The 14,745-nt window shown below is 54.9% G+C and carries 10 protein-coding genes; 4 read left to right on the top strand and 6 right to left on the bottom strand.

Annotated features, from left to right (window positions below; all coding sequences use genetic code 11):
* Positions 1 to 43: 43 nt before the first annotated feature.
* The 4 genes from H556_RS16185 (at position 44) to H556_RS16195 (ending at position 7,271) form a co-directional block, all read left to right on the top strand.
* Positions 44 to 982, top strand: a complete 939-nt coding sequence (locus tag H556_RS16185) for a class I SAM-dependent methyltransferase (RefSeq protein ID WP_081650974.1) — start codon at positions 44 to 46, stop codon at positions 980 to 982.
* Positions 983 to 1,031: 49 nt separating this feature from the next.
* Positions 1,032 to 2,351: a glycosyltransferase family 4 protein gene (locus H556_RS0115145; RefSeq protein WP_024355246.1), complete on the top strand. Its 1,320-nt coding sequence runs from the start codon at positions 1,032 to 1,034 to the stop codon at positions 2,349 to 2,351.
* Between the two features lie 98 nt (positions 2,352 to 2,449).
* Complete coding sequence (locus tag H556_RS16190; RefSeq protein WP_162140921.1) at positions 2,450 to 4,645, top strand: capsular polysaccharide export protein, LipB/KpsS family; 2,196 nt, start codon at positions 2,450 to 2,452, stop codon at positions 4,643 to 4,645.
* On the top strand, positions 4,635 to 7,271 hold the full coding sequence (locus tag H556_RS16195) for a capsular polysaccharide export protein, LipB/KpsS family (RefSeq protein WP_081650976.1): 2,637 nt from the start codon (positions 4,635 to 4,637) through the stop codon (positions 7,269 to 7,271). Before H556_RS16190 ends, H556_RS16195 begins: the two co-directional genes overlap by 11 nt.
* 12 nt (positions 7,272 to 7,283) lie before the next feature.
* Here the strand turns inward: H556_RS16195 and H556_RS16405 are convergent, their stop codons facing one another.
* The 6 genes from H556_RS16405 to H556_RS0115205 all read right to left on the bottom strand — a co-directional run bounded on the left by H556_RS16405 (position 7,284) and on the right by H556_RS0115205 (position 14,706).
* A complete protein-coding gene (locus H556_RS16405) occupies positions 7,284 to 7,574 on the bottom strand; it encodes a hypothetical protein (protein WP_155802500.1) in 291 nt (96 codons plus the stop codon).
* A gap of 432 nt (positions 7,575 to 8,006) precedes the next feature.
* A complete protein-coding gene (locus H556_RS0115185) occupies positions 8,007 to 8,717 on the bottom strand; it encodes a cytidylyltransferase domain-containing protein (protein ID WP_081650977.1) in 711 nt (236 codons plus the stop codon).
* Positions 8,718 to 8,747: 30 nt separating this feature from the next.
* Positions 8,748 to 10,289 (bottom strand): N-acetylneuraminate synthase family protein, encoded by a 1,542-nt coding sequence (locus H556_RS0115190; RefSeq protein WP_024355250.1) that lies wholly within the window; start codon positions 10,287 to 10,289, stop codon positions 8,748 to 8,750.
* Between the two features lie 131 nt (positions 10,290 to 10,420).
* The gene (locus tag H556_RS0115195; RefSeq protein ID WP_024355251.1) at positions 10,421 to 11,122 is read right to left on the bottom strand and encodes a hypothetical protein; all 702 of its coding nucleotides are present in this window, start codon (positions 11,120 to 11,122) and stop codon (positions 10,421 to 10,423) included.
* Positions 11,123 to 11,140: 18 nt separating this feature from the next.
* The gene (locus H556_RS0115200; RefSeq protein WP_024355252.1) at positions 11,141 to 11,878 is read right to left on the bottom strand and encodes an inositol monophosphatase family protein; all 738 of its coding nucleotides are present in this window, start codon (positions 11,876 to 11,878) and stop codon (positions 11,141 to 11,143) included.
* On the bottom strand, positions 11,878 to 14,706 hold the full coding sequence (locus tag H556_RS0115205; protein ID WP_155802501.1) for a hypothetical protein: 2,829 nt from the start codon (positions 14,704 to 14,706) through the stop codon (positions 11,878 to 11,880). Before H556_RS0115205 ends, H556_RS0115200 begins: the two co-directional genes overlap by 1 nt.
* Positions 14,707 to 14,745 lie beyond the last annotated feature (39 nt).

The following is a 14,745-nucleotide window of genomic DNA, read 5'->3' on the forward strand; positions in this document are numbered from 1 at the left end:
TTATTTTAAGAAGCTGCCGGCGCTGCAGCGAGAAGTGTATCGGATGCAGACGCAGCTGAACACTTTACACTCTATGCTTGAAGAGCACAGGCGCGAGATGCGTGTCTTGTACAATAGCCGAGCCCTTCCGGAAAATTCGCTGTGGCGCGGTCAACCTCCCTTAATCGAAGGTGGTCCTGCCAAATCGGCCCTTCCTCGTTCGACGCTGTGTCGGCAAGACAGTTTCGAACAGCCATATTTCGCCTATTGGTCGCAACGTCTATGCGAACCCCTCCGGTATCATCGCAAACTCTGGGAGTTCGTCTTCATCTGCCAAGCTCTTCATGAGCGGAAAGTCCTTAAACCAGGCGCGAGAGGTCTAGGTTTCGGCGTTGGCTCCGAACCATTGAGCGCCTATTTCGCGTCGCAAGAATGTGAAATTCTGGCGACGGACATGGATGTCGCCGCTGCGGAGCGCATGGGCTGGACAGCGACCAATCAACATGCTGTGGGCAAGAACGCCTTGAGCAAGCCCCAAATCTGCCCAGAGGAAATATTCGAACGGAATGTCGAATTCCGGCCCTGCGACATGAACAACGTACCGGAGGAGTTCGTTGATTTCGATTTCTGCTGGTCAGCGTGCGCACTCGAACACCTAGGGTCCATCGACCATGGCCTATCGTTCATTGAGCGGTCAATCGAATGTCTTAAACCAGGTGGATGGGCTGTTCACACAACTGAATTCAATACAGCATCAAATGATGACACTATTGACAACATGGGCACAGTTCTATTTCGCAAGAAAGATTTCTTGGCTCTGGCCGCACGTCTCAAGGCCAAAGGTCACAAGGTAACCCCCTTTGATTTCAATCTCGGGGACGGACCAATCGATCGATATATCGATGTTCCACCCTACCGACCACAGCCACACCTCTACATGGCCCTGTCCGGTTACTCGACCACTTCGTTCGGCATCATTGTCCGGCGCGGCGCAAACGCCTGATCGTTCTGCAACTAGCCCGCGCGTTTAACAAATCGCTTACTGAGCAATCATGACTCGTATCTGCATCGATGGCTTCAATCTCGCCCTTAGGCGAGGAACTGGTATCGCGACCTACGGACGCAACTTGCTGTCCAACCTGCAAGCCATTGGTTTCAACACCGAGGTTCTCTACGGTCCCGATGCCGCCCAGAACGCGACCAGCCTGCTCAATGAAACTGCGCTCGTGGATGTTGAAAGACCGCCGAGGAAACTTAACCGCAAGGAGAAGGCGCGTCGTTTCATCAAAACGTTTGACGCGCGGTTTGGTAGGATCGCGCACCCAATAGCGCCTTCCGGCGAAGTCATTTGGCCAAGCCACGGAGGGGGACAGCCTGACGCCGACCGCTTCTGGGCATCTTCGTCCTTATTCGCTCAAGCCAACAGATCGATGGCGGCTTATGGTGTCGGCGTTCCATTGACATTTAGAAAGACGCCAGAGGCACCTCCACCCGATGTCATGCACTGGACGACCCCGTTGCCTGTTCGGGCCAAGAACATACCGAACATAGTGACTTTCCATGATCTGATTCCGCTGCGCTTGCCGCACACGACGATGGATAACAAGGCCGTCTACCTTAACCTCTGCCGTCAGGCGGTACGAAACGCCGATCATATCGCCGTTGTGTCAGAGACAACTCGACAGGACGTCGAACGAATTCTTGGCGTATCGTCCGACCGTATCACCAATACGTATCAAGCCGTGTCGCTCCCGTCGCAATTGGTCACGCGCGCCCAAGAAGATGTAACGCTTGAACTCGAGGGAATATTCCGCCTTGGATGGAAGAACTACTTCCTTCATTTTGGCGCTATCGAGCCGAAAAAGAACCTTGGCCGCATCATCGAGGGCTATCTAGCTTCAGGCTCCCAAACCCCTCTAGTGCTCATTGGCGGACGGGCATGGCTCGACGAAGGCGAGACAGCCCTACTATCACAGGTCAAGCGCGATGGGGGTCCTAACGCGGATCGCATCCGGCAGTATGAATACATGCCGTTCTCCCTACTGATCAGTCTAATCCGCGGAGCCAAGGCGACACTGTTTCCCTCGCTGTACGAGGGCTTTGGATTGCCCGTGTTGGAATCAATGGCTCTCTCTACGGCCGTACTAACGTCTACAGCCGGCTCGCTGCCAGAAGTAGCTGGCGATGCAGCGGTCATTGTCGATCCCTACGACACCCAGGCGATTGCTAGAGGCATCCAGGCCTTAGATTTCGACGAAGCCTTACGCGACGAACTCGTCATGCGAGGAAAACTGCAAGCGGCGCGCTTCACCCCTCAAGCTTACCAGAACCGACTAATCGACCTCTACGCCAAGATCGGAGCGACCCCCTGATTCAAGCGGTCGACAACTCTGCGGTTGTGAAGGCACGCTCCGACCGAGCTCTCCTTTTTCGCCTCCCCGGGCACGAGTCCGCCACCAATGCCTATCGTTTGGCGCTGACCGCCGCTAAGGCTGGACTACTTGTCTATCTATCGCCTTATTGGCCGGACGGCGAAACGATTTGGCCCGACGAGACCCCCTTGCTGGAAGTCGATATCAGCTCGGCGCCTCGCCTATCACTATTCGCATTCGAGCAGCTTCATGGCTTCCAGCTGGATTGGGCGGAATTGTCCGCGCACCTGTTCGCTACAGAACAACTGACCCCTGATCTCCTGCTCCCAGAAACCGTTTGGCGGCAAAGATTGAGAGGCGTCGCGTCGATAGCAATCACTCTCATTCGAGAGAGCGGTGCAGACATTATATTCGTCCCTCACGGCGCGGAAATAATATCGCGAATTCTCGCCCAGGTCGCATCAATCCTAAATAGACGCGTACTATTCTGGGAAAGTGGTTTTTTCCCTGAATATCTATACCTCGACCCTCAAGCTCCACATTTCTTTCGGGGCGCAGCTCGAATTGATCTTCACCCACTCCCTAAAGAACCGCCAACAGACCAAGCTCAAGCTTTTCGAGAGACTTGGCGGAATCAACGGTGCAGTAAGTACGTTCAGGAAACCTCAGGTGAAGCTGAGCTCGCCAGATGGTTAGCTGACGATTCACGCCCTATCTTGTTTCTGCCCGGACAGGTAGCCACGGACGCCAATGCTGTGGTTGGCCTGAGGACATTCAACACTTTAGACGACCTCTATCGCGCGGCAATAGCTGCGACCCCCCCAAATTGGCGAATTCTTTATAAGCCTCATCCTCTTGAGACTGGAAGTTCTCTTGCGGATATTCAGGTAGGCGACGATCGCTTCCTATCCCTCAATATCGATATTCATGATGCGATTGAGACCTGCGACGCGGTGCTGACGCACTCTTCCAACGTAGGCCTGGAGGCGCTGCTCATAGGCAAACCTGTCCTCTGTCTGGGAAGACCAATCTACTCTTCAAAGGGGCTGACAATTGATCTGGATCATCCACGTGACCTCACTCGAGTCTTAGAAGCAGGAACACCATCAACCCCACAAGACAACGCCGTTCTCAGCCTGCTCGATCAGGTACTGAGCGAGGCGCTGATTGCGGACGGGGATGTGGAAACGCTCAAGCAACGCATCGCGCAGAGCGGAGCCGGCTTCCCCCAAGCGTCGCGGCTGCCCTGGTATAGCGTAACCGTAAATGCCTTGGCTCAAGCGGCATGGTCTCTCGAGGCAGCACTGAGAATCCGCGGGCGCCTAGACATGGCCCTGGACGCCCTTCCTCCCCGTCATTTTGCGACCTTAGCTAGTCATTTAGATCTTGAAGCGCTTAAAGATTACCGCTTCGGTGGGCCATCAACACCCCGCAGCAGCTACGCGCCACGGCCGGCGCCCGACCTTGATCCTATCCTGGGGCTGTCGGCCGCTTATAGCGACCTGCGGCTCGAGAATCTCATCGATCCGGTGCGGGCCTTGCAAGACATTCTTGAGCAGCACGCAGACGAGGTCCTGGTGCTGCAGGTTCACGTTTCAGATGATGGCGCCCACAACACCATTCAAAACTTCGATCTTGCCGCAGTCAGGGAAATGGCGGCACTAGCCGGATACGCCGAACTGAATATTGTCGGCCAAGAGGACGGTCGTTTGCGCACTCCGGAATGCGCCACTCAACTAGTACTCATTTTTGGCTCCCTGCCAGCCGGCGCTCAGCACGGTCTATCAGAAGCTACAGAATTCAGGTATCGCGACTGGCGAATTCCCGCGGACGCACTAGAGGCTCCGCTCGGAAGACGAATCTCCAGAGGAATCGAAATATCTACCGCTTCGACCCATGGGCTCTATGGCCCATTCATCCACGTACCTCCAGGGGACTGGATGCTACATTGGCGCATTCGGCCCCAACGCCTCTCAAATGTCTGGGCGTTTTTTTACAATATCCTTTTGATGCGGCCTCACAATCACCACTCTGAGTTGAAAATCGAATGGGTTGAGCATCGGCAAGACGCGGCCCACACCATTACCCGACCGGCTTTTGGAAAGCAGTCCATCTCCTTCCGGGGCAGCCGGAACGCCATCTATGAAATCCGCACTTCGTGGCCTGCTAAACGATCGCACCCTTCACGGGCGTTAGCCTGCTTCGAGTATTTTTATCTGACGCACGTACAATCTACAGACGCCAATCTCGAAGATCACGCGTCCCGCCCCATTCGGCAAACTCATGCACCCTGACAATCCACTGCAAATCTTCAAGGCCGCATATCGATATGCAGCCGCGCCCATCTCCCGCTGGCGGCCCAAAGGGAAACCGCGAGCTTTCTTCTTTGGTCCCCGCAGACGGTGGGCCGAGGTTTTGGCATCGCATCCAGAAAGCCGGTTTGTTTTCCGAACCATCCATATCAGCGCCTTTGAGTTTTATGCCTCCATCGCGCCTTGGATACTTTCCGATCGCCGTTCTATCGTTTTGGTAGAGGGAGATGCTCCGTCTTTCTTGAAGCACTTCAGCAGAGCATATCGAGTGCCACTGTCAGAGATCACAGCGGTAGAAGAAGAACAGGCATCTCCGCAGCCGCAGACAGGCGGAGACACTAGGCCGCCCCTGCCGTCATGGTTCCAACGCAGCGGCGGACCGAACCTGGCCTCAAGCCTGTCCAAAGAGCGCCCAAAATTTCTCTATATGCCCTGGATCCCTGAGCATGGTGACCGGCTGATCGAGTCGCTCTCCGATCCGGCCTATCAACTTGTCCGCTTCGACCTCATCAAGGATGTGGACGACAATGAAGTTCGTCGCAACGTACTGCATTTCGCTCGATCCAAGCCCCACCTATATAGAAAGATGGTGATCAGACGCCTGATTCCTCTACGAAATCAGATTTCTGGCTTTATTTTTACTTTCGACTGGGCCCCCGTAATGCGGCTCATAGTCGAAGCCTGCCAGCAACTTGGCATTCCCACCATCTTGATTCCTCATGAATCCGTCTTTGTAAACCGCGACCTCTACTATGTGGATCCGGTCAGTAAAGCGTCACGCCCCCTATGCGACGTGATTTTGGGTTGGGGTGAACTTCAGCGTACCATATTTCTTGAACGCGGCTATCCGGCTGAACGCTTCCATGCCGTTGGCGCTCCTAAGTTCGACCGCTACTTCAACTATCAGCCCAGCCTCGATCGTGACGCCTTCCATCGCATATTCGGCTTGAACAGCGCGAAGAAGACGATCTTATTTGCTTCTCAGCCCCTCGATTCTCAAACTGATACGGCGCTTGCGAGGCAAGCGCAGCGCGCGGCTATCGCCGACCTCCTCGAATACGCAAGAGACCGACACGCCCAGTTGTTGGTGCGCCTCCCGCCATCGAAAGACGATATTGTCGGCCAGGAACTTACCAGGCATATTCTTGTCTCCGGTCTTGCCGCTATAGACGATGCCGAATGTTATCTGGTGGATGCAGAAGAAGCCGTGCATCATGCTGATGTCGTGACTTCGATGAACAGCACCATGCTATTCGAAGCCATGCTTGCCGGCCGCCCCTCGCTATCGATGAAATACATCGAATTTCAGCAGGTGTGGGAACAGGCCGGTATCCGGTCAGCATCCAACATTGTCGAAGCGGTTCCGCTGCTAGATGAAGCCCTCTCTGGTCGCCTCACACATTCCGTGGAAGGTATGGAATGGGCTGCAGATCAGTTCGGCGTTGGAAGTTTCGACGGTCGCGCTGCCAGTCGGGCTCGCGCGTTTCTAACCGGAATAGCAGACAAGACGACCGCGCTTCACCCCCTGGCCTCCCCGGTGGAACGCCTGTTCGCGTCACGAGAGCTAGATGTCGTCAGCATCCCAGGTGGCGAGACAGTGCTGTCTTCCTATCAAAAGTACCTGCTGAAGCAGCTTAACGCGCGCACGATCGTCGATGGCGCAGTTGGTCTTGAAGGCATCCGAGCGCTGGCCTCCGCCGAGGTGTTCCTTCAATGGGGCATCAAGAACGATGAAGCGGTTGAGGCTCAGAACACTGCAGCGCGCGCGCTGGGGCGGCCAATGATAATCGTTGAAGACGGGTTCATCCGCTCGATAGACATCGGCCTTTCCGGCGCACCGGGCCTTTCTATCATTCTTGACGACACAACAGCCTATTACGACGCCACGAAGGCTTCACGTTTAGAAGGCCTGATCAAGCATAGTCCCGGGTTAACCCAGGCACAGCACCAACGCGCCCGGGCTGCTATAGATAGAATCGTGACGGCTCGGATCTCGAAATATAATCACGCTCCCGACCATCCGATCGAAATTGGTTGTCAAGACCGACCTAAGATTTTAGTTATCGATCAGCGGCTTCGCGACCAATCCGTGATTTCCGGCTTGGCTGACGAAACTGCCTTCGCGAATATGCTTCAGGATGCCGCCAAGGGACATCCTGATCACGATATCATCGTGAAATTGCATCCGGACGTCATAGGAGCTGGTCGTTCTGGCTACCTGAGCGATGAATTGCTGGAGCGTTTCCAAGAGAAGTACGACAACCTTCACCCAGTGCGGATCGACATCAACCCGTTCGCCCTGTTCGACCTGGTCGATGAAGTATATGTGGCGACCTCCGGCATGGGCTTCGAGGCGCTAATGGCCGGTAAAGCGGTCCGTTGTTACGGTGCACCTTTCTATTCTGGATGGGGCCTGACCACGGACATAATCCCAACGCCGCGGCGCAATCATCAAAGTAGCATCGAGGATGTGTTCTACCGCGCCTATATCCAGTCGAGCGTCTACTATAATCCCGACCTCGCAAGCCGTGTCGAGCTGGAGGATTTCATCGACTATATCGAGAACGCTCGAGCAGCGGCATTCCGATCAAAGGAGACATCGAGATAAAGCAAGGCCAGTCTACAAGAGAGAATAACCCCGCTCTAGCCTCGCGCGCGCAATCTCTTGCACCAGAAGAAACTGATCTTTCCAGTCGATATCCATCGCCACATCTTCACTGATTTCAAAGAAGTGCGACTTGGCGGTAATACGATCTCCTGCGGCACGCATCACATCGAACGGCATGAGGTATATCGCGTGATTGATATCCCAGAGGGGTTGTAAATCCTGGCTCCTCGGCCACTTCTCCAGAGTATTATTGTAGTTAAACGGCCGCCCATCTTTCCATAGAAATTTTTGAACCCTGCTCACGCTTACAAGACTGTCGCATCCGGATGTTCGGGCCCGCTCATATTCATCTAGCGCACGATTGTAGGTATCTGCGCGAACGAAGGGTTAGTAACGTGTGTCTAGAGTATCGTCCATCCTTGGACAGGTGGGCGATATAATCCTTGATGAACGTCTCCATTGAATTCGCCCCCTCCCATATTGGTCAGGTCAGTTCTTAGGTTCAACGCGGCCGTCGCGTTCGCGCACAAACGTTGCAGCATACTCCAGCACAGCCGGATCATTGGTACAGATGATGATCCTCGACAGCCGTGAAACCTGCGCGAGTTGAGGCAGCTTAAGCTCCAAGAGTCCTTTGGAGAAGCCAGAAAATGGACGAGTGTTCTCATGCCGCACTCGCTCGCTACCTGCCCTAGCCAGAACAAATCCGATGTGCGACATCAGTCACCTCGGGCGTTATTTTGGTCGGTCAAAATCCGGCAAAGCAACCTTATTATTCATAATCCATGCCGCCGTTCGATCAAGGTCCTCAAGTGTATGAACATCAAGGCAGCCCTGCGTCATGAAAGGTAAAATTCGGCGCCCCATACAAGGCCAAGGCTCCTGCCCCTCGGAATCAAAAATGGCGGAACGGCCTCGCAACACCCAAAACGAATGATCGAAGAAGACCGCAGTGGGGAGTTCCTGCCGATTGGGTGAGATCGGACCGTCGAAGAAGGACAACAGCGATCCGTCTTCCTGCACCTGTTTCGCCCGCATTGGATGATACTCGGCATTCTCGTGGGAAGGAATGACCGACGACGCTCCCGGATTCTCAAGGAGACGCTCAATGCAGTGATCGATGAACTCGTCCGTGACCGTGCCGACATTAGCGTGCATCACCACGACAATATCCATGGCCCCCGCCTCGGTCTCGATCAAATCCAGCGCATGCCGCACAGCGTCGGTGCTGCGGGCTGTGTCCGTAGCAAGGTGATCCGGCCGTTGGATCGGCTGAAATCCTGCCAGTGCAGCTGTGGCAAGGATACCAGAGTCATCCGAACTAATATAGTAGTGGTTGATGTATCGACTCCGCCTCGCCGCGGAACATCCCCACAACAGAAGCGGAACGCCTAGGACCGGAAGCACATTCTTGTTCTTGAGGGAACTTCCTCCTCGACCGATCATGAGCGCACAAATGTTCACGCTAACCTCCTATCAGCCAGCCGCCTTAAAGTATTTATGGTGTTCGCTGTCGTTCACCTTTTTTTCTTCTGAGCCGATGATCATCTCAGCCTCGCGGATTTTTGTAACAAAGTCCGAAAACTCCGAAGTAGTGAGATCCATAGCAACGGCGTCGAAATGGGCCCATTCAGTATTACCGAGTTTAACGTGCTTCTCGACCATCCGCGCGCCCGCAGCTACCGCCAGGGCTGAAGCGACCCAACCGAAGTCGTGGCTCGAATATGCAGGAATGATATGACCGTGCTCTCGCGCCAGATCGCGGTAATGGCGGATTACGCCCACATCACAGTCATGTAGCGGTGTGGGATAGGCGGAATTGCATTGCATCAAATAAAGACGATCACACTGGGTAAACGTTTCAACGACCCATTTCTCGTAATCGCCGTCGGTCATGCCGGTCGAGAGCGCCACCCCGCCGCGATACTCTCTAGCCACCAGTTGCAGATAATCCTTATGTTCCGAGATCGTCGACGGCAGCTTCACCAGTTCGGGATCAAACTGCTGCATAAACCGGAATGAGGTTTCGTCCAGCACGGATGCGAACCAACGAATCCCGACATTCTTGCAAAGCTGATCAAGCCAATCAAAGTCGTCCCGGTCCAGCTCAAGCGCATGGCGATAGTCGCGGAAAGTTGTGCCAAAGGGCGACACATATTTCTTGTCCAGTTGCTCGTGCGTGTAGAACGTCTCCACATCGCGCTTCTGGACTTTGACGAAATCGGCGCCGGCAGCTTTGGCAGAGCGCACCATCCGCTCAAGTCTATGGCGGTCGCCAAAGTGGTTAGTTGTCAGTTCTGCGGTAATCAGAACCTGGCTCGAGGAAACAGGGGCGCCACGCGCGGCCGAAGGCAAGAACTGTGCGGTCAGGTCTTCGGGACTGATTGCCGAGAACACCCGATCGCCCACATGCTGAACTGACAGTTCGCTATCGCGAAGCATGTAAAGGGTGTTGAGGAAATAGAACTCCTGAGGAACAATCCTTGCCTCTCGCTCACCGCGCGACGGCGGCGCATAGTCGTGCCCAATCGCCTTTGCATATCCATGTTCTGGCGAGAAGTCGAAACCTAGCATGTAAACCGTCTGCGGGCGGCCCCGCGCGGCAGCAATAATACGCGCCAGTCGCAGCGCCGACAAAAAGAGGATGTCCTCAAGAACAAAATCGGCCTCGGGCTGTTCGCTCACGAGGCGGCTCATCATTACATCAGTCCCCTCCTGGGAGCCCGGCACATACCGCGCGCCCGCCAGACTGCCACGCTTAGGGCGCAGGTCGGTCGAGGTGATGTAAAGTCGCGAGCGCCAGCCGCTTGCACTAAGAGCGTCATGCACCCATTCATCGTGGAAAAGCGTGATGTCGCAGGGAGCGATACGCTCCGCATCATTAACCCCTATTACCAAGGCGTTCGCCATCACGGCAGGGTCTATCCGATCAACCGAGGGACCTTTGCCCAGAATGAATATCGTGTCGGTACCGTAGATCGACGCGATATCCCGCACCTGTCGCGTAAGCCTATCCATCAGATTTTACCCTTTTGCGTGTCATCATTTTGTTGCGTTGGCGACGCTTCAATTCCCACGCGCTACGCAATCGCCAAGTCTAGCTTCAGGATACACCAGACTGCGGGCCACGTTAACCCGCATCTGTTCATCTATCTCGACTCACTAACCTTAACTGACCGTACGCTGACGATTGCAGGATATTCACCTGACGCAAAAAACATCACGGCCGTGCCCCCTTCCCTGCCAAAGAATGCAATGTTGAACTCGCCCCCCTTAACGACAATAGGGACGATCTCATCCGCTCCAGGGGCTGCATCAATATCCTTCACTCGAAGATGGACGCTTTGATCAGGGTCCCCTCCAGAGAAAATAACGCGCCCTGCCACCTTGATCTCAGCGCCTCGCCCCGAGGCGACGTTTGCATACCTTGGACTCTTGTCAGCTAAGTATGATTCACCGCTCCGAAAGTTGGGCGCGGGCAGCAAGATTTTATCAAGTGATGTTTGCTCGGCCAAGTAGACCTTGCGCTCTTCGGCTAAGGCCCAAGGTAAGCGGATTAAATCGAGGAGCGAGCGTATGCGGGTGATTGTTTTGCCAAGACGGTAGGAAAACTGATTCCTTACCTGCCGCTTCGCCTCGGGTACAGCCAGAAGGGCTGCGCGCACCGACGCCTCCGTCCGCGCCAGGTCGAGCGACTGACGCGCAAGCTTCGCCTTTAGCTTCCGCAGCTCTTCCTTCGCCACCGCCAGTTCAGAACGGCTACGGCTAGCAGAGTAATAAAGCCGATAAAGGGAGTATTTTTTCACCTCATCATTATCGAGGATCGCGTCTATTTCTGCACTATCCATCATAAAGCGTCTCAATCGAGGTCAAAACGAAGACCTCATCGCCCGACGATTAACAATATCGACCCGATATTTCCGATCAGACGCCAGGATCTGCCCATCATAAGGCCCACCATCTAGAAGGACCTCACACCCATGCTCCAGCGCTAGCATAAGGCCCGGAAGCAAATCCCACGCATAGGCGCCGCGAGGATTGGTAAAACGAGCATATGCGCCACGAACAACATTATAGAGGTTATATACTGCGCACCCCATGAGACGGCTTTCACCACCCTCAGCTATCCCTTCAACTATCTCCGGGCAAATGGAGGATGAAAACCCGCGGATACGGGATAGGACGGGCGTCACGCTGTCCCCCGTCATCAACCGATCATTCAGTTCCGGCATCAGGAGCATGCTGCCCAGATGCCGTTGATCTTTCCACAGAGTGAAGCCAACGCCCCATTCCTTGAGTCCGGAGCAAAAATTTTCCGTGCCATCAATCGGGTCAACGATCGCGTAGAAGCCCATATTTGCATCAGAAGCGATCAGATCTGAATAGCTTTCCTCTCCCACGAAAGCCAAGTTGGCGATACGATCTTCTAGAAATCGCCGAATAACGTCTTCTAGATAGATATCCGCTGCGGTCACAGGACTTCCATCTTCTTTCCAGGCCACATCATAACGACGCTGCTTGACCTCCGGCAGGCTCTTCATGATGAGCTCGCTCAAATCCGCCATAAGCGAACGAGTCTCGTCCAAGCGCCCAGTGAATTTTTCCATCAACCCATTTCCTCGCTGCCATGCTGCGAAGTGGCCTCATAGGACCTTTCACCAAGCAGTTCCTCAAAATTTACCCGGGGCAAGGATTCCAGCTTGCCGGATGGCGAAGCGTTGAAAAGGCGCGCGCCTGATGCGTGAATTGCCTCCTGCAGATTGGCGAACGCCACATTGACCGCTTCAGCGCCGGTGCCGCCCGGTCGGAAATTAGCCAAGCGCTCTCGTTCTTTGGCCCCCCCTCCGTAAAAGTGCGTCGTAGGGCCGTCGTAGTCGAGATCCACTCCGATGATATAAATTTCTTTGTAGCCAAGCAGATGCGCGATCTGAGCGGCGACTATCACAACCGTCTCGCCACGGTTAAGGGTCCATCGACCGTGCGCAAACGGGGCAAGAGAAAGCTTTAGACCGGAACTTCCGTAAGGAATGGCGTCATCGATGACTTTGCCGCGCCAAAGGCAGTTGCTGCCGATGAACGCCTGCTTGACTAGTCGCGTATCAGCATAAAGTTCCTGCCAGTGGCTCTTATAAACAAGGGCGTCTCCGATCACCAGATAATCTGGGCAAGGCAAGCCGAGTTCCATCGAACGCAGTCCGCGATTAACGCAGAACAGAGTCTCGCCTTCCAGAAGATGAAGCGGAAGCGTCGCGAGCGAAGGCGCATTGCCAACGATGAAGCACCGCCCGCCCTCCACCGCGGGGGGCATCGAATTATCGAACTCCAAGCAATACAGCGTGCGCCAGTCCGCGAGCGCGCGAGCAACGCCGCTATGCTCGAGGCGGCGCGCAGCAGCTTCCAAGCGCACCACAATGTCTTCACAAGTCGGCAGCCTAAGCATGATCGAATCTAGAATGGACAGAACATACTGATCGTTGCCGCTATCCTTCATCAGGTTAAGGAATTCGACAATGACCCCCTCTGCCTCATGCTTTCGGCCTCGTCCCATGAGAAAGTCAGCCTTGAAGCGAGCGAACGTCCAGGCGGCCGAGGGCTTGGTTGGGTCGAAATTCTCGAAGGTCGCCCCTGCCATTAGCTTTTCAAGAGGCTCCCACGAGCGTCGTTGTAGGAAGAAGCGGGCTATTTCCGCTCTTGTCCCCAAATCGAGATCGCCACCCGTCTCAATTAATTCCAGATACTCACTGTGCGTAACCTCGCCCGCCCTGGCGTCGAGCAAATTGGCCAAGGACCGCGCCACAACCCGGCCGTCATAGATAGCCGAAACCCGCACCACCAAGTCATTGATCTCGGGCGGTAGGAATGTTTCAGGGCGATCATGGACTTGTATAATCCTGTACAGCCACCGCAGACTTGATACCCCCTTCGCCCTCGGAAGTCGTACCTTCAGCGAAGCGCTTAATAGATCCGCCAATACGGCATAGTCGTTCCGTCTATGCGCGATCTCAGTTTGGGCCCGCAGCCAAAGGCTATCTTTCCCAAACCGCTCCACATACTCGCCAACCACGCCCTCCGCTTCATCAAATCGAGAGCTTTCGATCAATGCCTCGATGAGGAGAGTGTAGGAGGTTGGCGAGTCGTACTTGTCGATCAAACGCCGCAGCCACCAAATGCTTGCGCTTTGTCGTCCATTCTGGATCAGCAACTGACAGATGCGCTCGACAGCCTGAAGCGGATAAAAACGCCGCGCCTTACGAGCGAAACTAGCTGCTTTCACGTGGTTCACGGCGCTGAACAAGGCCGCCAACGTCACATAGGCTATGCCTTGCGACTGGCTAGGGCCCATAGCCTGAGTTTCCTCTATGGTTTTGTTCAGACCCAGCCGATAGATCCAGTTCGTCGGCATCTGCCCACAACGAGACGGTTCCTGAGCTTCAACCCTCTTCCAACGCTCAAGCACGATGGGCCATGCCCCCTGCTCCAGCGCGATTTCAGCATTGAGAAGAAGCAAGTCGACGTTGTCGGGATGAACTGCCAGTTGCTGCGTACATAGACGCTCCGCACCAACCGAGTCTCCTCCCTTGATCAAGGACTTGGCGGCACTAACAAAGAACCTGATCTGGTCGGGACCTTGACGAAGCTCGGCGCCTTGGACCCAGTATTGGGATGCGGCAGCCCAGTCGCCTTGAGCGTCAGCAGCCAAAGCTAAGGCTCGCCACAACAGCCCGCTTCTCGGCGAATGAGCGACACCTTCCTCAGCGAGCGCTCGAGCGCCGTTAACATCGCCCACATGAATCAAGGCTTCACAGATTGACGCCTGTAGGCCCCTCGGTCGCTCACCGCCAGCGTCCGTAGCGCGCTCCCAACGCGCGACAGCTTCCACCCAATGCCGCCGAACATAGGCAAGCCTGCAATATTCGAAAAGCAGGGCCGCCGAATTGGGAGCCCCGCTCAGTCCATCTCGGATCGCCGTTTCAGCTCGGACCCAGTCCCCCATCTCGGCGTACGCCTTGCTCAAGCCTAAATAAGGCTCGACACGCAGATTTAATACATGTTCCCAGGCCGCCTTCGCCTTTTCCCATTCTCCTCGAACAGCCGCTTCGCGCGCGCTCTTGGTGCTGGTTTCGGCAGAGCCGTTAAGGACGGGTTTTGTCGAGCCCGCCGACGACTTCGAGCGCGGCAAGGATCCGGATCGCGCTTCAAAGTGTAAGAGTGGGTTAGTTCCGAGAGCCAGCGCATCAGGGTTTCGGCGCACGTAGTCTGCCGCATCGAAACTCGCACTCGGGCTATAACCGAGCGACGCCCCTAAAAACACATAGTGTTCAGCCGGACTCATGCCCGATCGAACTACTTCTTTATATTTACGCCTATACCAATCATCATCAAACAGATCGGACGAACGAATAAGATCAACTTGTTTGTCAAAGTTATGCATCAATAATACCTAGACAGGACGCGGAGGTGCGACTTTAAAAAA

It is taken from the genome of Brevundimonas naejangsanensis DSM 23858 (assembly GCF_000421705.1).
In the GTDB taxonomy this organism is placed as follows: Bacteria; Pseudomonadota; Alphaproteobacteria; order Caulobacterales; family Caulobacteraceae; genus Brevundimonas; species Brevundimonas naejangsanensis.